This is a genomic window from Bradyrhizobium tropiciagri (assembly GCF_018130545.1).
Taxonomy (GTDB): domain Bacteria; phylum Pseudomonadota; class Alphaproteobacteria; order Rhizobiales; family Xanthobacteraceae; genus Bradyrhizobium; species Bradyrhizobium tropiciagri_A.
The window spans coordinates 270,135-288,709 of record NZ_JAFCKF010000007.1; the positions used below are offsets into that span (position 1 = coordinate 270,135).

At 61.1% G+C, this 18,575-nt stretch carries 20 protein-coding genes; 5 read left to right on the forward strand and 15 right to left on the reverse strand.

Annotated features, from left to right (window positions below):
- Positions 1-48: 48 nt before the first annotated feature.
- Positions 49-438 carry an acyl-homoserine-lactone synthase gene (locus JQ616_RS29250; RefSeq protein WP_212020609.1) on the forward strand — a complete coding sequence of 130 codons (390 nt, stop codon included), beginning with the start codon at positions 49-51 and terminating at the stop codon, positions 436-438.
- 276 nt (positions 439-714) lie between these two features.
- Here the strand turns inward: JQ616_RS29250 and JQ616_RS29255 are convergent, their stop codons facing one another.
- From JQ616_RS29255 to JQ616_RS29320, 14 genes are all read right to left on the reverse strand, one after another.
- Complete coding sequence (locus JQ616_RS29255; protein ID WP_212020611.1) at positions 715-1,872, reverse strand: LPD7 domain-containing protein; 1,158 nt, start codon at positions 1,870-1,872, stop codon at positions 715-717.
- Positions 1,856-3,802 (reverse strand): type IV secretory system conjugative DNA transfer family protein, encoded by a 1,947-nt coding sequence (locus tag JQ616_RS29260; protein ID WP_212020612.1) that lies wholly within the window; start codon positions 3,800-3,802, stop codon positions 1,856-1,858. The genes JQ616_RS29255 and JQ616_RS29260 overlap by 17 nt, the downstream gene beginning before the upstream one ends.
- Positions 3,768-4,799, reverse strand: coding sequence for a P-type DNA transfer ATPase VirB11 (virB11, locus tag JQ616_RS29265; protein WP_212020614.1), 1,032 nt, complete (start codon positions 4,797-4,799; stop codon positions 3,768-3,770). The genes JQ616_RS29260 and virB11 overlap by 35 nt, the downstream gene beginning before the upstream one ends.
- Entirely contained in the window at positions 4,796-5,941 is a 1,146-nt protein-coding gene (gene virB10 / locus JQ616_RS29270) for a type IV secretion system protein VirB10 (RefSeq protein WP_212020616.1), read from the reverse strand. Before virB10 ends, virB11 begins: the two co-directional genes overlap by 4 nt.
- A gap of 11 nt (positions 5,942-5,952) precedes the next feature.
- Positions 5,953-6,804: a P-type conjugative transfer protein VirB9 gene (gene virB9 / locus JQ616_RS29275; RefSeq protein ID WP_212020618.1), complete on the reverse strand. Its 852-nt coding sequence runs from the start codon at positions 6,802-6,804 to the stop codon at positions 5,953-5,955.
- The gene (locus JQ616_RS29280; RefSeq protein ID WP_212020620.1) at positions 6,801-7,472 is read right to left on the reverse strand and encodes a virB8 family protein; all 672 of its coding nucleotides are present in this window, start codon (positions 7,470-7,472) and stop codon (positions 6,801-6,803) included. The genes virB9 and JQ616_RS29280 overlap by 4 nt, the downstream gene beginning before the upstream one ends.
- Before the next feature lie 349 nt (positions 7,473-7,821).
- The gene (locus tag JQ616_RS29285) at positions 7,822-8,808 is read right to left on the reverse strand and encodes a type IV secretion system protein (protein WP_212020622.1); all 987 of its coding nucleotides are present in this window, start codon (positions 8,806-8,808) and stop codon (positions 7,822-7,824) included.
- A gap of 11 nt (positions 8,809-8,819) precedes the next feature.
- Positions 8,820-9,062: an EexN family lipoprotein gene (locus JQ616_RS29290; protein WP_212020625.1), complete on the reverse strand. Its 243-nt coding sequence runs from the start codon at positions 9,060-9,062 to the stop codon at positions 8,820-8,822.
- Positions 9,059-9,781, reverse strand: a complete 723-nt coding sequence (gene virB5, locus JQ616_RS29295; RefSeq protein ID WP_212020627.1) for a P-type DNA transfer protein VirB5 — start codon at positions 9,779-9,781, stop codon at positions 9,059-9,061. The genes JQ616_RS29290 and virB5 overlap by 4 nt, the downstream gene beginning before the upstream one ends.
- The gene (locus tag JQ616_RS29300; protein WP_212020629.1) at positions 9,775-12,144 is read right to left on the reverse strand and encodes a VirB4 family type IV secretion/conjugal transfer ATPase; all 2,370 of its coding nucleotides are present in this window, start codon (positions 12,142-12,144) and stop codon (positions 9,775-9,777) included. The genes virB5 and JQ616_RS29300 overlap by 7 nt, the downstream gene beginning before the upstream one ends.
- The gene (locus JQ616_RS29305) at positions 12,137-12,475 is read right to left on the reverse strand and encodes a type IV secretion system protein VirB3 (RefSeq protein ID WP_211404706.1); all 339 of its coding nucleotides are present in this window, start codon (positions 12,473-12,475) and stop codon (positions 12,137-12,139) included. Before JQ616_RS29305 ends, JQ616_RS29300 begins: the two co-directional genes overlap by 8 nt.
- Positions 12,475-12,771 carry a TrbC/VirB2 family protein gene (locus JQ616_RS29310; RefSeq protein WP_211377418.1) on the reverse strand — a complete coding sequence of 99 codons (297 nt, stop codon included), beginning with the start codon at positions 12,769-12,771 and terminating at the stop codon, positions 12,475-12,477. The genes JQ616_RS29305 and JQ616_RS29310 overlap by 1 nt, the downstream gene beginning before the upstream one ends.
- Positions 12,772-12,848: 77 nt before the next feature.
- Positions 12,849-13,424, reverse strand: coding sequence for a type IV secretion protein (locus JQ616_RS29315; RefSeq protein ID WP_212020631.1), 576 nt, complete (start codon positions 13,422-13,424; stop codon positions 12,849-12,851).
- A 40-nt stretch (positions 13,425-13,464) separates the two neighbouring features.
- Positions 13,465-14,100, reverse strand: a complete 636-nt coding sequence (locus JQ616_RS29320; protein ID WP_212020633.1) for an acyl-homoserine-lactone synthase — start codon at positions 14,098-14,100, stop codon at positions 13,465-13,467.
- Positions 14,101-14,556: 456 nt separating this feature from the next.
- Here JQ616_RS29320 and JQ616_RS29325 point away from each other — a divergent pair, with 456 nt between their 5' ends.
- Positions 14,557-15,285 (forward strand): helix-turn-helix transcriptional regulator, encoded by a 729-nt coding sequence (locus JQ616_RS29325; protein WP_212020635.1) that lies wholly within the window; start codon positions 14,557-14,559, stop codon positions 15,283-15,285.
- Positions 15,286-15,363: 78 nt separating this feature from the next.
- Here the strand turns inward: JQ616_RS29325 and JQ616_RS29330 are convergent, their stop codons facing one another.
- Positions 15,364-15,621 (reverse strand): WGR domain-containing protein, encoded by a 258-nt coding sequence (locus JQ616_RS29330; RefSeq protein WP_212020637.1) that lies wholly within the window; start codon positions 15,619-15,621, stop codon positions 15,364-15,366.
- Between the two features lie 646 nt (positions 15,622-16,267).
- Here JQ616_RS29330 and JQ616_RS29335 point away from each other — a divergent pair.
- From JQ616_RS29335 to JQ616_RS29345, 3 genes are all read left to right on the forward strand, one after another.
- The gene (locus JQ616_RS29335; protein ID WP_212020639.1) at positions 16,268-16,444 is read left to right on the forward strand and encodes a hypothetical protein; all 177 of its coding nucleotides are present in this window, start codon (positions 16,268-16,270) and stop codon (positions 16,442-16,444) included.
- A gap of 205 nt (positions 16,445-16,649) precedes the next feature.
- Positions 16,650-17,534 carry a DUF3991 and toprim domain-containing protein gene (locus JQ616_RS29340; protein ID WP_212020641.1) on the forward strand — a complete coding sequence of 295 codons (885 nt, stop codon included), beginning with the start codon at positions 16,650-16,652 and terminating at the stop codon, positions 17,532-17,534.
- Between the two features lie 332 nt (positions 17,535-17,866).
- Entirely contained in the window at positions 17,867-18,472 is a 606-nt protein-coding gene (locus JQ616_RS29345; RefSeq protein ID WP_212020643.1) for a DUF1419 domain-containing protein, read from the forward strand.
- Positions 18,473-18,575 lie beyond the last annotated feature (103 nt).

Genomic DNA, 18,575 nt, shown 5'->3' on the forward strand with positions numbered 1-18,575 from the left:
GGGAATGTTTGTGCCGCTTCAAAGGAGATGTCTACCTTTGGAGGGATCATGATTCAGCTCATTACCCAGTCTTCTTATGGAAAGTTCTCGAGCACGCTGGATGAAATTTATCGACTGAGACACCGCGTTTTCAAGCTACGCATGGCTTGGAATGTCCAAGTCAGCCACGACATGGAGGTCGACGAGTTCGACGCACTTCATCCGGCGTACCTTGCGCAGCTATCAGATGAAGGGCAGGTGCAAGGCTGTGTTCGTCTCCTACCTACTCGCGGCCCGACGATGCTTCGGGATACGTTTTCTCAACTTGTCGATGTACATGCCGTACCATCAACCGAGCATATTTGGGAAAGCAGCAGATTCGCAATCGATATCGGGGCTGGCGCTCCGAAAGGAGCTCACGGCATAGCCCACCGCCGTCGATCACATTGTCGCAAATAGGTGGCGCGCCGGCTACAAAGAAACACCGTTGGAAAAACCGCTTTAGTTCGGTCCTCCCAAACTGTTTGTCTCGCTAAGGTCTTGTTTTTTTGGTGGGCGCACCAAGGCTCGAACCTGGGACCCGCTGATTAAGAGTCAGCTGGTCCAATCCGAAGAACCGCATCATTTGAGGAATTTGGATCGCGATGCAAGCTCGCGCCCGCGAAACCTAAAACGAACCACGCGACGAGAACATCAACTTGACGCTGGGCAGATCGCACAGCGGTAAGCGCAGCATCAGCGCTCCTGATCCTTCGTTCTTACTCGCCTTTCACGACGCGCCTGATCGTTGTCGGTTCTCGCTTGGATGCGCTCCTGAACGGAATCCAGGACTGTTGCCCGCGGGAACGAATGCCCCTTCTCAAGGTGTTGGGCGACGCGCTCCCTAGCGAAAGCCATAATGTTCTGGCGAGCATTCTCATCGTTTGGCAGAGCGCGTTCGACAAGCTTGTTGATGACGACAATCTGGGATTGGGCCGCGAGCAGGTCGGAATCATGCTCGACCGCCGGTCGGTCTGCCCGGCGTTCCTCTATCGTCACCATCCACATGTTGCGCCACATCTGACGCCGTTCAATGCCAGCGATTCCTGTGGCGGCATCTATGGACTTGATCGACCTGATGATGGGTTCGACGCCATCCCTTCGCAGAGAGATGCGGTCGCCAGGCCTGGCGCCACTGTCTGCGACGTCAGTTACAACGCCGACGCCCCACACCTGATGTCGCCGGCGATCATCCAGTTCGATGGCTACATAGGTTGACGGCTCCGCGTCGGCGCGGTTGCGATACGGGCCAAACCCGACCTCTATCAGACGTCCGGAAACGCCCTTGTCGTAATCGAGCTTATCCGCCTGGATTGACCTGTCGGAGGTCGAGCGAGCCTCGACATCGTTGGTACGGGCATGGGCTCGATCCCATGCGACTCGTCGGCCGGCGAGCGCCTGGCGATCAAGCTCGTTTGGCTGATAGCCCTGCACCTCTATTCCGCGCGTGCTAGCCTCGAGCCACGCCTCGCGCCGAAACTCGACGGAACCATGGACGTGAAGGGCCTCCCACTGGCGATGTTGTGCCACGCTGACCATGTCCCGAATCACTTCGGCGGCCGCTATGCGGGTGACCAGGCGATCGTCAGTGGTCTTGAATGCGAGATACTCTTTCAGCTCGTCGGCATAGAGCCGCGCTTCGCCGCCAGATCCATCCTTGTCGGATTCACTGGCCACCACGTAGTATTTCCGACGGATACGCTCCGGAAACGCACTATCGGTGACCTTCGCAGATGAAGGCTTCTTGGGGGCTGTTGCTATCTCGACTTCTCCCTTTTCTCGGGTGGGAGCACGCCCCGCGCGACTTTGCCGCTCCAGGCTGAATTCCCCGCTCGCGTCATGCCTGTCGTTCATGCTGCTCACCCCTCTGCTCGGGGCCTGTCCGCCGCGTCGGCGGAACGACCTGAGCGTCGATGTAGTTCAGGGTCCAGGCTTTTAGCTCGTCTTCGGAGAGCCCTTCGAGGTCGACATCCACGTCGCCGAAATCGAAACTAGCACCGGCCGGAATCGTGGAGGGATCAGCCACCTCCTCGTCGGTCATCGGCCGCGCTCGCAATACCGCGCGCAACTCGGCAATCTCGGAGCGCAGCTCCTTGATCTCGGCGTCGAGCAGCGCATTTGAACGCTCTTTGGGCATCTGCAGAACAGGTGCGGGCAGCAAGCGCTCTAGAAAGGACTTGTCTTCAAAGTAGATGATCTTATCGGCGATGATGGGCGGAATGCCGGTACCAAGAATGAAGGCCTTGGATTTTGGAAGTAGTTTCAGCTCTTGCGGCAGCATCAGGGCACGACGATGCTCGGACACCGTCTCGCTGGTCGCGCGCATCGCCAGTCCTTTTGGTCCGCTGCGACTGCGAGCGTTGACAGTCTCGTAGCCGATGCGCTCCGAGAGCTCATTCGCCACGTCCTGCTCCTTCGGGGCAAACACGACCTCCACGGAGTGGTTGGTCATGAAATTGCGGGCGGAGTCGATCCCATAGATCGCGCGCAGTTGTGCCGGGCTCTGGACCACGGTGAGGAGGCGGATTCCGTATCCGGCAATGAAGGCGACCGATTTTGCCAGCACATTGACATTGCCGAGCGCCGGAAATTCGTCCAGCAAAAGCAGCACCTTGCGAGTAAGTTTGGGGTTTTGTTCTGGCAGCTCGCGGGTGTTGAGATCGACCACTTGTTGAAAGAATAGGTTCAGGAGTGGCACCATGCGGTCGAGATTGTCTGGCGTCACCCCGAGATAAATCGACATGGGATTTTGGCGGAGCTGCCGCAGATCAAAATCGTTGGCCGAGGTCGCGGCATCGATGCGGGGATTGAGCCAGAGACCGAGACGCGCCGTTACGGTCTTGCGGACCGAGTTCAAGGTGTTCTCGGAGGCGGCGAGGAAATCGTTCAGCGCCGTGATGCAGTGCCGCGACAGTGGGGAAGGGCCCGCCTTGCGCGCGGCGATGATCTTGTCGAACTGGGCTTTGAGATCCTGGGTCGCCGACAGCTGCCGCAGGATCTCGCCGATCGTCAATGGCAGGCCCGGGGTTTCGGCGACATAGCCGCCGATCGCCACAAAGGATGAACGAGCTGCTTCGAACCAGAACGGATCTCCGCGGCTTTCCGCCGGAAATAGCATCACCGCAATGCGCTGGAGATCGTCGTAGAGGTCGGCGGGATCGCTGCGCACGTAGCCAAGCGGATTATAGCGCGCAGTGCGGCCGTTCTCGTCGAGCGGATCGAACAGATAGACGTCCTGCCCGTGACTAGCGCGAAAGCCGGCCGAGCGATCCCAATTCTCCTTCTTGACATCCAGCGCAACGACCGAATCCGGCCAGTTGAGCAAGTTCGGAATGACATAGCCGACTCCCTTCCCGGCCCGGGTTGGGGCATAGAGGAGGACATGTTCCGATCCACCGAAGCAGAGCATTTTCCCGTCTTTGCGGCCGAGCAGCAGCCCGTCCTTGGACCGCAGGCCGGCGACCTTGATCTCGCGCTCGGAGGCGAACCGGGCTCTGCCGTGAAGTGGTGGCGGACGGTGCCGGAGTATGGCGCCGAGCAGGCCAAAAACCACGATCATCCCGGCGAGGGTCGACAGCGTCAGCCACCGGTCGAAACGTGGGTCGGTGCCGTAACGCGGCCAGCTCGTTGCGATCTCCGACCAGTGAAAGCCGCCATCGTGAAGTCTGAGCCCGAGCAGCAACACGTTCGAGGCGACCAGCAGGAAGACTGCGCCAGCCCCGAGCGCAAGTACCGTGCCCTTCGCTGCCTTAACGGGCGTGGTCGCGTTTGCGAGCGGGGTCATAGTAGATTTCCGAAATACGGTAGCGGCCGCGGCACTTTTGCATCTGGACGACGACGTCGACCAGATGCAGCAAGAGCGAACGGATATCGTCGCGATGGAGATCACGTCCCTCCGCGCTCTCCTTGACCAGCAGAGTCATTTGTTCAAAGGCAAGGCGGGCGCTGTCGGCGTGAACCGTCGTGATCGATCCCGGGTGCCCCGAATTCACGTTCCTGAGATAAAAGAAGGCGGTGCCGTCGCGCAGCTCCTGCAGCAGAATGCGGTCGGGCCGCATGCGCAAGGACGATTCCAGGAGTTCGCGGGGGCCGATCTTGGCCACACCCTGTCCATCCTTGGCATAGAGCAGCCGGACACAATTCTGATGCGGGATGACCAGCTCGGCGGTGTCTTCGATGGTGATGAGCCGTTCATGCGCCGGAATGGCAGCAATCAGCGCTTTGGACAGAGTGGTCTTGCCGGACCCCGTCGCCCCCGAGATCAAGATGTTGCGGCGAGTGCGTACCGCAAGCTCGAGGAACTCGCGCCAATGGCCAGTTTCTTTCAGCGTGAGCAGCCGATGCTCGTCGGCATCCAGTTCGTCCCTGGCGGAGCGGACCTCATCGAACAGCTTTACCCGCTCCAAGGCGTCCAGGTTCATGGTTAGTGTTGAGGGCTTGCGGATCGTGAGACTGATCATGCCTGCGGGGACCGCGGGCGGCACAACGATTTGACAGCGCTCCTCGCCGATCAAGCTGGTCGACACCACCGGACATTCCGGTCCGATGTCCTGGCGGGTGTGACCGGCGGCCGCTGTCGCAAGGTGTGAGAGGTACGCGTGCGTGAGCGTTGCTTCCTCCTGCCGTCTCCAGCCGTCAGGTCCTTCCACAAAAACCTCGCCAGGACGGTTGACGACGATTTCGGTCAGGGTGTTGTCGGCCAAGTATGGCGCCAGCGGCTCGAGGTAGCGCGCCAGCACCAACCGTCCGCTATCGTGATTGACCGATGCGCCTGTGCTCATTTCGTCACCATGGCTGGCCCGACGAGCCCTCCGGGGAGGGTGCGGTCGAGAATCTGGGTGCGACTTTCGATCCGCTTGAGTTGGTAGACCGACGAGAAATCGAGGTCGCGCGCGACAAAGATATTCACGAGTTCACCCTGGTTCTTGCTTAGCGTCGGCGGGATGTTGATTGATTGCTCGACGGCGATGCCGGCGGCGGTGTTGCTCGTACCAGCAGTGTTGTTGATCTGGATCGAGCCGTCTTGCAATTGCTGCCGCCCGATCGAGGAGGCATCGCTGACGATCGACAGCAACAGCGCCGAACCGAAACGCTCCCAGAAATGCGTGTCGATGTCGCCGTCGAACCCTGCGCGGCCGAGCGCATCAGTGGCAGGCGAGGCCAGCGCCACGATCACGCCCGTCGGCGTCTTGGCGCGCGCCCATAGCACAAACATCCGTTTGGAGCCGCGCCGGACATTGCCACGATATTCGCCGACCACTTGGGTGCCTTTTTCCATGAGCACCACATTGCCGGAATCCGACATCACATCTCGCAACACGACACAGGAGACGAAGCCCGCCACATCCGAGGACATCGCAGTCTCGAGCACGCAAGGGATCGATGTGCCCTGGGTGACGAGAAGGTTGCGATTGGGAAGCCGGGCCGCGCGCACGCCTTCGATCGGCGTGGGTTTCAGCTTGTCCGCAAGCTCGTTGCGTGGCTCGGCCCGCCCAAAATCATAGGGATCGATGGGGACGCTTCCGGTCGGGCCATTATGGGGCGGACGTCCCGACGCGACCGGCCGGTTATAGGCGAGCACCGGCGCGCGCCGTGCGCTTTCGAGCATCTGGTCGGGAGCGGGCGCGGGGGCCGCCGGCGTGGCTGAGATAGGTGCGACCGGAATGGATGCCGTGGTGGTGGGTGCGGCGGGTAGCTCCGCGGCGGGCTCGAACGCCGCCGCCTGACGGATCATGAGCTTGCGGGCGGAGTCGCTGACCGGCTTGTCGCTTTTCCAGGTCCCCCAGATGATCAGAAAGGCGAATGCGGTGAGCGCGAGCGCGCCGAAGCCGCGTTTGAGCATCGCTGTTCGACCATTATCCGCTCCTCCGACCGGAGTAATGCCGCGTTCGCCGGCGAGCGTTTCATTCTCATGCTCGGTCATGTTGTGCCCGCCTATCGTGCCCTTGGGGTTGGAGTTGGCCTCTTCGCCCGCCGCTCGACCGAGGGGCTCGTGGTGTTGGTGCCGGGATTGACACCGACAGCATCGAACGCTTCGTTGAAGATGCAGAGCACGATGTCGCCCTTGCGCAGCCGAAACTCGCGGGCCGTGGCGTGGACCACCACAAGCTCGCCGCGGACATCCTTAGGGACGAGACTTTCAGAGCCATCCGAGTTGATCAGGTAGATGGCCGGGATCTCCCGATTACCAGCGAAGCGGAACGTGGTCTCCTTGCCGTCGTCGACGACGGCTTCGGGTTCGAGGTCGATCGAGCCCTGGGCGGAAAAACGCCAGTTGCGGGCGCCGTAGGCATGATGCAGGTCAAACGTCTGATCGATCAGCGCGCCTTCCCGTTCTGCGCCGCGGGCAGCCGCCTCAATGCGCCGCCGCTCGATCTCGTCGCCGGGATAGGCAAAGCGGACGACGAAGTAGCTGTCCGCCAGCGTGGTCTCAGCGATCGACAGCTCGAACTGATAGGAGCGCTTGCGTCCGTCGGGTCGGGTGGTGACGACCTGCAGATTCGTTGGTGGGTGTTTTTCGCGGGGCTTGAGGAAAAGGATCGAGCCCGCGGGTGCGACCTCCCATGCGATCGCGTCACCGATCGCAACATGGGCGATTTCCTCGTCATCGGCAAACACGACCTGGGTCGAGGCGCGGATGACGCCGTTAAGGCGGACCACATTGGTTGGGTCATAGGTCACGGTCCGTACGCGCGCATCGTGTTGCCCGGGCGCTGGCTGCTGCAGCGCCAACACCGGTCCGGCAAACCCGAGAGCTAAAGTGATCCAGAGCGCAAAACGTTTCATGGCAAGACCTCCGGATCGGCACGATATTCCGAAACCAGGAAGCCGAGCGGATTGATCAGACGGTCGGCCGATGACATCGGTGCGTTGGCATAAGCGAAGGTCAGGGTTGAGACCCAATGGGTCACACGGGTCTCCTCGCCCTTGCGGCTCTCTTTCATGAACCGCACAGACGCGACATTATCGGCAAGAAGCGAAATCGCCTTAATCCGCACTGTCGCGACCCCAAAACGGCCCTGAACGACTTGCGGGCTTTCGGGATTGGAGCCGCGGTACCAGGCTGCGAAACGCGCTTGCTCGCCCTGCCCCGAAAGCAAGGAGATCGTGCGGAAATTGGTTTCAGCTTCCGGATAGCTGTAACCTTCACGCGCGCGAACATAGCGTCCAAGGAAATACTTGGTCACAGCTTCGTCGTAGCGCGCCGGCGTCGAATTGAGGGCCGAGACAGTGTCGACAATACCAGTGGCGTTGTCGACGCGGATGACGAACGGCTCGACGGTCTTGAGCGGTGCCAGCGCTGCGACCGCACCGACGGAGGCGACTGCCAATGCGCAGGCGGCCGCCGCAATCGCCCAGGCTGTTCGCCGCGAGCGATGGGCCGACAGCAGCAGATCCTGCTCCCAACGCCGCGCGTTCTCGAAGTAGCTTTTCAGCTCATCATGGCCGACCATCTCACGCCTCCTTGCCGCAGGCGCGGTAAGAGGCTGCAATGTCGGCCCAGCGGCCGGACGCGGCGAGATGAGTCGAAGGTGCTGATTGGCTGCTCTCGCCTTTCCGGGTGATGGGGGCGGACGGCGAAGCCGACGGCTCGGGTGTCGTGGGCGGCGCGCCGGACTCCGAATCCCACAACGAACGATTGAGCGGCCGCCGAGCCGTACCGTCACATGACGGCGGCCCCTTTGACCAGGTCCCGCAGCCTCCAAGCTGCGATGCGATGACGCAAATGATGAATACTCGACGCCACATCGTTCTGATGCCCCTGTCGTTGTCTATCGCCTGATTGCTGGCGACTATTGTTGTTTAGGCTGCCGTGGATCCCTGCGATCGGGCACGCTGCATACTGCCGCCCTGTCGGCCGGCTCTTATGGCGGCGAGACCCCGGCTGGCCGACCAGCGCGCGCCGGCATACGCACCTCCGGCCGCCGCCGTGGCATTGGCAACCAGTGGGCTAGTGACCAGCCGGCTAGCGAGCGACGCCCCTCCCCCGGCGAGGCCCCCTGCGATGATCGGCAGTTGCAGCGCGATGTATCCGGACAGACCCAGCACGGCGCTGATGGCGACCGCGGCCACGACCAACTCGCCCGCTGTTCCCGCGTTTGCCGCGAACCTGTCGATGAAGCCGCTGACGGTGGTTAGCATTAGGCCGACCAGAGCGACCACCAGCACCAACAGGATCACGAAATTGGCGACCTGCCGAAGCCAGGCTTCTGTAAAGGGGCGGGTCGCCTCAAATAGTCCCAGTGCAATGAAGATCGGTCCAAGCGCGATGACGACGCCAAGTCCCACTTTGGCGTAGAGCAGAATGGCAAATTGCAGGAACGACCCGACGGCCACAAAAACCAGTAGAATGGCCGCGATCAGTGCAGGCGCGATATTGGTCAGGCCGGCCTGCTCATAGATCTTGTTAGCGACGTCAATTCCTTTTGAAAGGAGTTGATCAAACGGCGCTCCGGAACTGGTATTAAGTCCAGAACCCGCCAACGCATTGCCGATCTCCTTAGGCAAAGACTCGAAGAACAATCCCGTGACGTACTGTTGGAACGCGCTCGAGTTGGTTGCTAGTAACACCACGACTACGATCCGCATCGCGCGCCAAGCGAATTCCATGAACGGCTCAGTGATCGCGCCCCGCATCACCGCGAAGCCGTAGAGAATGACATAGAGCATCACGGCCGTACGGAGTGGACCATCAACGTAGGACGCGAGATTCGATACCGACGTCGACACGAATGTCGTGATTGGCTGCTCGAATTCCTTGAGGAAACTGTCGAAGACATTTATGGCCATCGCGGCGGTCCTTACTTCAGGGCGTCTTTCATCTCTTGGATGGTGATCTTATTGCGGGCCTCATTTGCATTGATGCAATTCGACGTCTTCTCAAGTTCTCCGGGATTGTCGCCGCACCCCTTGAGAGCCGCAGCAAGCTCGTCTCGATGATCAAGAAACCAGCCGACGGTTTTGGCTTGTTGACTCTCGGCGTCGTTACAGCCCGGAAGAGCCGCAGCGGCTGTGACCAGAAGAATGGCAAGTCTCGTCTTCATTGCAGGGCTGCTTTCATTTCGTCGATCAGTTGTTCCTGTTTCTCCCGCTCCCGCTGTCCATCCATGTCCACGCGGGCCTGCTGGATCATTGCCAGAGCCTGCATTCGGAGCACGTCGTTCTGTAGCAGCGCCTGTTCGGCCTGCAGCCGCGCTGAGAGATCAAGAACCTCTTTGGCGTCAGTCGCCGAGCTGATGCGAGCTCTGAGCTCCTCGAGCGCATCGATGCGCTGCGAGGCCGTATCGTATACCGCCTGACCCATGGAGTGCTTGGCTCCGGTCTGCCGGGCGATCCGATCGAGCTCACTCTGGTAGTACGAGTTGCCGTTGTTGCCGGTATATGCGCGGTTCTGCGAAAGATAATGGTTGATGGCGTCGGCGAAGTTGCCGCCACCCTGCCCCGCGACGAGACGCTCTATGTCTGAGAATTGCTGGGGCAAGACTTTCCGGAACTGTGGCGTGTTCAGGAGGGCGCCGATATCGTTAGCGTTGGTCCGCTTGTTGAAGCTGTCATAGAGCTGCTTGGCTTGGCTCAACTGATCCTGTGCGACCTTGAGCTGCGACGTCAGGGTGTCGACCTGCTTCTTCAGCTCAGTCAGCTGCTCAAACTGCCGCGCATACACGCTTGGGTCGAATACGATCTCCGCCCGGCCAGGTGAGGCCATCAGCAAGGGCATGACTGAAAGAGAGGCGAAAACTGCGGGCATACGCTGAACTACCATTGGGCTTTCCTCCGCTCGGCGTGAAAGACCGGCAGCCATTGCGCGGGGTCGTCTCCGACCTGGCTGCGAATGCGATCGAGCAGCTCGACCGTTTCCGTCCGTCCCGACAAGACGGCGAGCGCGTCGTCGAAACCGCCGAGGTCGAGTTCCGCCACCACCGAGTTGTGGCCTTGCTTGACCAGGAAGCGCCGACTTTCGGGGGCGAGCTCCTCCTTGATCAGACGGAATTCCGTGTCGGTCAGATGGAAGCCGTCGACATAGTCCGCGCGTGTGCCCCGCGCGTTCGGCAGGAAGATTTGGGTCGGGCATTGTTCGACGATGGTGTGCGCGATCGGCGAGGCCAGCGCGTCGCGTGGCGACTGCGTGCCAAACACCATGACACCGTTCTGCTTGCGGATGGTCTTCAGCTTGTTGTTGGCGAGATCTCGGAACGCCTCGTCCCCCAGCGCCTTCCAGAATTCGTCGATGTCGATGATCAGGCGCCGGCCGTCGATCAGCCGTTCGACGCGGTGAAATAGATACATCATGAGTGGCGTGCGAACGGTGGGGTGGTCCAAGAGATCGGTCATGTCAAAACCAATAAACCGGGCTTCCAGGCCAATGGCGTCCTCTTCGCCATCCAGCACCCAGCCGAAAGGCGCGCCCCGGCACCATCGCTCGAGCCGTGCACCGATGCCCTCGCGGTCCTGCTGGCCGAGAAAAGCCCGCAGCGTCCCGAACGAACGTTCCGCTTGCCGCAGCTGACCGAGCGCTCGCAATCCGGAATCGATCCGTTCCTCCTCGACAACCGTCAGCGGGCGGTCATCCGGCGTAACGAGTTTCCGAACTAGTTCGCCCAGGAAAGAAAGGTTTGCTGGCGTCAGCTCGAGCGCCCTAAGCGGTGCGCAGCCGGTCGGCATGCCGTTGCGCAAGGTCAGATAGGTGCCGCCGGCGGCGCGCACGAAGATCTCAGCACCCCGGTCCTTGTCGAAGAAAACGTAAGAGGCCCCTAACCGCTCGGCCTGCGAGAGCAGGAAGTTCTGCACGACGGTTTTTCCGGACCCCGATGGGCCGCAGATGAAGGTGTTGCCGAGATCGCCATGATGGAAGGAGAAGTAAAAGGGCGAGCCCGACGCGGTCTTGAGCATCGCTACCGGCGGTCCCCAGTGGTTGCCCGCTGGTTGTCCGGTGGGATAGGTGTGGAAGGGAGAGAGGGCCGCGAAATTCCGCGAGTTGATCGCGCCAGTGCGCGCCCGGTACTTGAACAGCCCAGGAAGCTGCGCCCAATAGGCAGCTTCAAGTCCAAGATCCTCCCGGGCGACTACCGCACCCGCATCGGCGAGCGCGCGCCGCGCTACGCTCATGTGTGCCTGCAGCTGCGAAGGCGTGTCGGCGTAGACCAAGAGCGAGAGGTGATGATCTCCAAGCACGAATCGGTTGGATTCGAGATCGTCGAGGGCGTCAGAGAGCTCGTCGATCTGCGAGGCGGCCGGATCCTGAGCCGAAACCAGCTGGTTCTGCTTTCGCGTTAGGACCGTCTTGGCGTCGGCTTTCGCCAAAAACGCGAACGATTGCGCAACGACGAGCTCAAAAGGCGCCGAGAGTAGCGCGTTCAGCAGGCCAGGCCGGGTGGACGCCGGATATTCCTTGAGTCCGAACATGCCAGCGAACCGCGATCCGCCGGCCGCTCGAATTTCGAGGGCCTCTCGGCCGAAGATGACTCGATTTGAGTAGAGTGCGGGACCGATCGGCCCCTGCGGCAACGGCATCGGCATCCATTCGCCGGAGGCGAGCGCATGGAGCAGCTCCATCGGTTCTGAGAAGATGATGCCGTCGCGCTCAGCCACTCCGACCGCACGGGCGCCGTAACGGTCGAGTGCCGCGATAACATCTCGCGTGGCATCGTTAAGCCGCTTCAGGGCCTCGCCGTCGACTTCGACGGAGTGTCCGGCGCTTTGGCGAAGCCGCCTGAAGAACGCGGCCGCCGTATCCGTCGCCGCGCGACCGGGATGACAAACCAGTGTCAGATAAAGGTCGTTGCGAAACAGCGCCTCTTTCTGAAGGCGTTCGTGATATTGGGCGTCGAGTCCAGCCGCAAAAGCTGACCGGAAGGTACCGTCCGGATAGACCGACGTTCGGCGGCGCACCAGGTGGGTCCAGAGTGCGAGGCGCGGGTCTGCGACATTGCGCAGGGTGAGATTCAGCTTGCCGTGAAGATCGTTCAGATCCGAGGTCTCGGCAGTCTCGAACGAGGTGCCGTCGATCCGGATCACCGTAATCAGCGCTCGTGTTGTAAGACTGATCACCGTCTCGGTGACATGCCGGCCAAACGGCAGGTAGACGTTGGGCTCGATCTCCCGGGTTTTAAGCGTGGCGTTACGCATAACCGAGGTCCCTGGTTCGATATCGCCTGACGAGTTTGAGCGGCGTGCAGGACGATCCACCCCAGAATGTGGCGTTGCGTGCGCGTCCTCGCGTTTCGATCCAGGCCAGCAGAATTCGGAACATATTGGGGTCGTGCCGGCAGATGATGCGGCAAAGACCGTGGATCGGAATCGCGACCAGGCCGTAGATGATGCTTCCGGCCACCAGAAACAGGATGCAGGAAAACATCACGTTGAGCGCCATAGCTTCCATAGTGACACCGGCAATCATGGCTGGACGCGTGCACGCGAGGAACAAGGTGTCCTCCGTGAGACGCGCGGCCTCGGCCATCAATGACCTCCGGTCAAGGTTGAGACCACCTCTGAGGCACCGAACGTGATGGCGACACCGAGGACGACATAGGCGGCCTTGCGCAGATCGAGGTAGCCAAACATCCAGGCGATGCCGACGATGATGACCGCCAGCGTCGCCAGCAGGCGCGCAACGTTGCCCGTCAACATGTTGACGATGTTCTGCAGCACGCCCTCGATGTTCGCGGTCTGCGCCAGCGCCGGCTCTACCAAGGCGATGCTGAGAACGGCCCCCATGCAAAGCAGGGCGGCGGAGTGTTTAAGAGAAGAAGTCATGACACTGCTCCGATTGGCATTGCAGCCGGACCCTAGGGTCGGACCGCGTATTGAGTGGAGATAGAGAATGGCGATCCCTATCGGTCATAGACGAAGGCTGATGTGCCCCGTCCTGAGCGATAGACGTCCCAGCGAGGATGCTCTCTGACCATTGGTGAAGGTGGATTGATCGGCGACGCATCGCTGGTGGAACGCTCAGTGTCGGCGGACGCTGTTGGCTGGATGTGAGGTTCGGCCGTTTGGCTGGGAGCCCTCGCCGCGAAGCTTGCGACAACGCGGACAACAGCCTGGTCGCGGTCTGAGCTTTTGATGCTGGCCGCTTTCAGTCGCGCGCCAAACAATCTGCCAAGGCCAGCGATATGCTGACACGCGTCGAATGTCGTCGCAGGCGTCAGACCGGCCTGCTTTGTTTCCGCGGCATCAAGTTGAGCAAGACCAGTTCGAACCCGCTGTCCCGTGGCGATGGCCTCAGTCGCGAGCTGGATGGCTTCGTCACGGTCGCTCGCCAGGATCGGAACCGGTTTCCGCCCCTCAATTGTGATGAGCAGCGGCTCGAACGCGCTCGCCTGCCGCACAATCGCCGTCAGCGGCCGCACCAGGTCCGGTGTTGGAGCGCACTGCTCGACCAGAGCAGCAAATGCCGCAGGGTCCATTGTTGATCGCCTTCTTGTCAGGAGCTGATGACGTTCGACGCTATGCCGCGAAGGGCAGGCGTGACGGCGCGTCAATGACAGGTCCGGAAATCTTCCCGGCCGCTCGGATCGCACCGAGAGCGTCACTGGAGATCGGCAACAGTCCGGCCAGGGCTTTGGTTGCCCCGATTTGACGAGGTGTGCCGAGGCGATCGAGATGCCATCCGGCGCGGCGCAGGATGCGCTCCATGCGCAGGTCAGTGACGGTTGCTATGGCCTGAAGGTCGTACTGCTGCCCCCATTCAATCATGGCCGCAAAGAGCAGGAACGTCGCTTCGCGCAGTCCGTTCTCGGCTGTTGCCGTGACGTTCTTAGTATCAACACAGAAACGCGAGCTCTCCCAGATCCCGGTGGCTTTCGGTGCGGCGTGACCATCCAGCAACACTGGGAACGTATCCGCGAGCATGTTGGGTCCTGTGGTGGGCAGCAGGCGAACAGAGCCGACAACCTCGCCCTGGTCGAGCGCTATGAGGTAAACCGGGCTGTATGTGTCGTACTGATCGATCTCCAATCCGTCAGAGATGGAGACGTCCCAGTCGAGCCGCTCCTTGAAGACGCGCCCTCGAAGACGATGCATTCCCGTCGCTAGTTCGAAATCATGCAGCAGCGCAGCACGGGTACGGACAATGACCTTCATTCTTAACCTCAAGCTTACGAATCACAGCTTCGAGATCAGAAAAGCAGCCGTTGTCACGGCGTTGCGCTGTCGGTTCTGACAGGGCGTCGTGGAACTGTGGGGGCCGCGAGCAACAATCGAAGCGCGCGATCGTCGCGCGCAGTCTCGGAAAGCGTAGAGACGAGCCTGCGGAAATCGGACAGGGCAAGAATGGAATTTCTCGTGCCCCGCAGACAGAGAAAGATCGTTGGGTAGAGCGCCACAATCAGAGGCGATTTCATCTCTCTCTATGCTCGCGGTTGCAGTTGCTGCTTGAGAGCGGCGCTCAAACGATTCTGATTTCGAGTCTGTCAGGACACAGGTTTAGAATTGTTCTTGCCGCAAAGCTGCCGCAACGTGTCAATAGACGCCATGCACGTACAGCGCGAATCGTTAAAAGACTCGCGTTTGGGGCCAGGAAGCAACTGAAGTGGTGCAATGAAAGATGTTAAACGAGCGTGCGATGAGTTTGTCGATTGTCTTCACTCTGCGCATACGGAAGATGATTTTCGGCGTATCGCGGAACGAACAGCGCATGCATTGGGCTTCCGTTGGTTCGCCTATCTTGGCCAACGTGCCAATGGCCCCAATCTGATCTCATCTTATCCGAAGAGTTGGACCAGCCACTATTTTCGCGAAGGATACCACAACATCGATCCCGTTCTTCAGGAACCGCGAACGTCAAGTCGGATGATTCATTGGGACGGACGCGGCGCACGAAGTGCACGTTCGGCGAAAGAGCGCCGTCTGTTTGACGACGCTCTCAGCTTCAAGATCAGGACCGGCCTGACCATTCGCATTCCCTCCAGCCAAAACCAGTTTGCGGCGTTCACCTTGGCGGCGGACGACCGCAGCCTTGGCCTCGATCGTTTCATCGAGACCTCTCAAGACATGTTGGAAATGGTGGGTCTCACCTACCATGCACATGTGAGTGCCAAGGTCGGACGCACGTCGGCAGGCGGCGGGATGGGCAACCCACTCACACAGCGCGAGCGGCAGTGTCTCGCATGGATCTCCGATGGCAAGACGATGCAGGATATTGCGGAGCTTCTTGATGTTACACCGCGAGGTGTGAAATTTCATCTGGACAATGCCAGGCGAAATCTTGCCGCTTTAACCTTACCCCATGCCGTGGCTCTCGCGTTTCGGCAGGGATTGCTCCCGTAATGCGCAAAACAGCCATCGGCTTGTAAGATGTGCTCAAGATTGACCGTTCGATCAGGTTGGGAGACTGGGCGGTTGCACTCAGGGCGCAGGACTCTTTTGTACATAACCACGGCGTGTTTTGCGGACGAGCCAAGCCTCGAGCTCCTCGACGGCCTGGACTCTCCCGGCAAACAGGTCCATCCGCCGACGGCCGCGTTGGCCGAGACGTCCCCATTCGCGCACCAGCGCCGTATCACCGAACAGAGTCGGTTCGATCGTAAGTACATAGAACCTGGCCATATTGCGGGCCGGATCGCAACGTTGGAGCACGAGGTATGGCACCGTGAGTTTGGACATGCGCAAGAATCGCAGTTGTCGAAACCGCCGTCCAATTAAGTTATCGAATCGATCAGGCCTATCGATTCAGAATTTCAATACCGGTGACCAAAGCGATTGAGGATGCTCAACGAGTGGTCTCCGCAATAAATTGGCTGTTGTGCGCCCCTGACTGCGAAGAAGGTGGGCGTCGCCCTGCGGGCCGGGCTGGAGGCTGCGCTGAAGCCCCGCGAGCGGGTCTTCCCCCTTACGGGCTGCCATCCCTGACGCGAAACGGCCGGAGTCGTCGAACGAGACAACTGCCGAGTCTTCGGAAGCTCCGGCGTATTCGGGCAGGACGCTTTCGCGGGCAACCTTCAGGCGGGCAAATCCACTTGCGCTCCCGACAAAAGGACGGCGGCTATTCTAGCTGTCAACAGACCAGCATTGCATCCACCGGACGAAAGATGTGGACCCTGGCTCGCCATACTTCCGGTGAGGGACCAACCCCGCTCTCGAATGGGCTTTCCTTGGTTCGGTTGCGGCCTTCCACGATCAACCCGCAAGGGGTTCGCTACGCAAGCGTGCGACCTCTTCGGCTTCGCCTGCGAGGTGACCGCAGCCGCCCCCGAACACGTCGGCGCCTGTCGAGCGGGGATGGTCCCCGCCGCGAGACGGGAGCCTTTCGATGTCGCACAATCTCACCCTCGCTCAGAACCACGCCTTCGATCTGGCCCGCACGCTGATGGTGCCGATCATCCTTTTCCAGGCTGAGAGCGAATTCGGCGTGATGGTTTCCAGCGAATACGACGGCGATCAGGACGCCATCGTCCATGAATACGACCCCTGGTCCCCGGCTCATTGAGCCGGGTGACCGGCTGCCGCTGGCGCCATGCCGGCTGCAAGGGAGGCTTCGCCGCGCCGCCGATACGGCGACTGACGGTTGATCAGCGCGCCCTTGCATTCGGCAGGCTTCGCGGCCGGTCGGGGATGTGCCGCAAGGCCAGGAACAAGTGAGATCAACAGAAGAAAGGGGCGGACGTCGCTTTACGCGACTCCGGTGCAGACAAATGGACAAGAGAGAAATTGAAGAGCTGCGCGAAAAGGTGGGCTGCGCAGCCCTGCTGGAGAAGGACGGCTGGAAGGTCGATCGCAAGGAAAGCACCCGGCGCGCGATCAAATTTCGGCGCGACAGCAACATCGTCATCGTCATTCACGAAGGCCGCGGCTGGTTCGATCCCCTGTCGCCGGCGAAGGGGGACGTGTTTTCGCTTGCGGAACACCTCGGCGCCGACGGTTTCGTCGAGGCATGTGACCGTGTTGCGGATATGGTTGGCTTCGTCCCTCGCGCACCAGCTTGGCAGCACCCGGCAAGGCCCAAAGCCCTTGCGTCCATCGTAGAGCGGTGGGGACATCGCTTCAGGCCGCGCCCCGGCTCGCCAGCCTGGCGCTATCTTACTGGCGAGCGCGGGCTCCCGGCGGACATCGTGAAGCAGGCGGTCACTAGCGATCGGTTGCGAGAGGGCCCCCAAGGCAGCATGTGGGCGGCGCATACCAATTCTTTTGGGGCGCTCACTGGCTGGGAGGAGCGTGGACCGGCATGGCGGGGTTTTGCCACAGACGGCGGCAAGGAGCTGTTTCGCTTCGGGGCGGAAGAGTGCGAGCGGATCTGCATCACCGAGGCGGCCATAGATGCCATGAGCCTCGCCGCGATCGAGGTCCTGCGCCCTGACACCCTTTATGTCAGCACCGGTGGCGGTTGGTCGCCCGCGACCGATGACGCCATCCGCCGCCTTGCCAAACGCGCCAACGTTTGCCTCGTGGCAGCAACCGACAACAATCGGCAAGGCGACATCTACGCCGACGGTGTTCGTGCCATCGCAGCGGATGCGAGTGCGCGGTATGCCCGATTACGGCCGCGCGCCGGCGACTGGAATGAGGATTTAAGGGCCTGAGGGCTGCCTGTTGATGTGGTTCGCAAGGGCGACGCGCAGGCTGCGTAGTGACGCCGCGCCAAGGGCTCCGCATGAGTGGTGTCTCTGATCCCTCGGCGTTGAGCGAAGGGAAAAGGAGATCGAACAATGAGGGAAGGGAAATGAAATGGGAATGAGCGCTGCCGCATGACCGGCCGTCGCGTCAAGGGTGAAGCTTCGCCCGCGTTCCGCGGCCCTTGACCCGCCGGACCTTCGATGCGGCCAGCGAGGAGGTGTGATGAAGGACTGAAGTGACGAAGGGATCAGGCGGATCAATCGCGCTGTCAGTCCGGCCAGGCCAAGAGGAGCCGCCCATGCACACCTCCCCCACTATCCGCAAAGTCTTCGAAGGCGTTGCGACGCGCCATGAGATGCACCGCTTGTTCAACCGCCATCGTGGTGACCCCGCGATGGCCGAAGGTGAAGGCCAGCGTCTCTTCGCCGGCGAGTGGTTCGAGATCAACGAGCGTGAGCACGACTACATGCTCGAGATCCTGCCGCCGCTGTTCATGCGCGCCGACATGTTCGCGATGCGCGAATTCATGACAGGCAGCATCACCAGCATCTTCTTCGCGCCTGCCATCGACGGAAGGCGGCGCTGGTTCCATGGCTATTGCGATCTTTCCGATCGGCTGTCGCCGGAGTGCATGAAGGCGGCGATCATCGAGCGCGAGTCACGGCCCGTGCGCGCGATGACGCGCAACGAGCGGCTCGAGCACATCTGGTCGATCACGCATGACGATTATCGCGGCTATGCCGGCGAGCGCTGGCCGCAGGCCATGCGCGGCCGCCGCACCGTACTCGTCTATGCCGGCCAGAGCGGCACAGTCCTGAAGCTGCTCGACGACCTCACCGAGACAGAGATCGCGGCCAAGCTGCCGGTGCAGTTCCGCCATCTGCCGGCGACGGTCGCGGCTTAGCTCGACCTCCCCTCCGCCCGCGGCAGCCCGGCCTCGCGCCGGGCGTCGCATGTCAGCACCCGGCCCGGCGCCGGTCCACTCATCAACTCCCGCAACGCCGAGC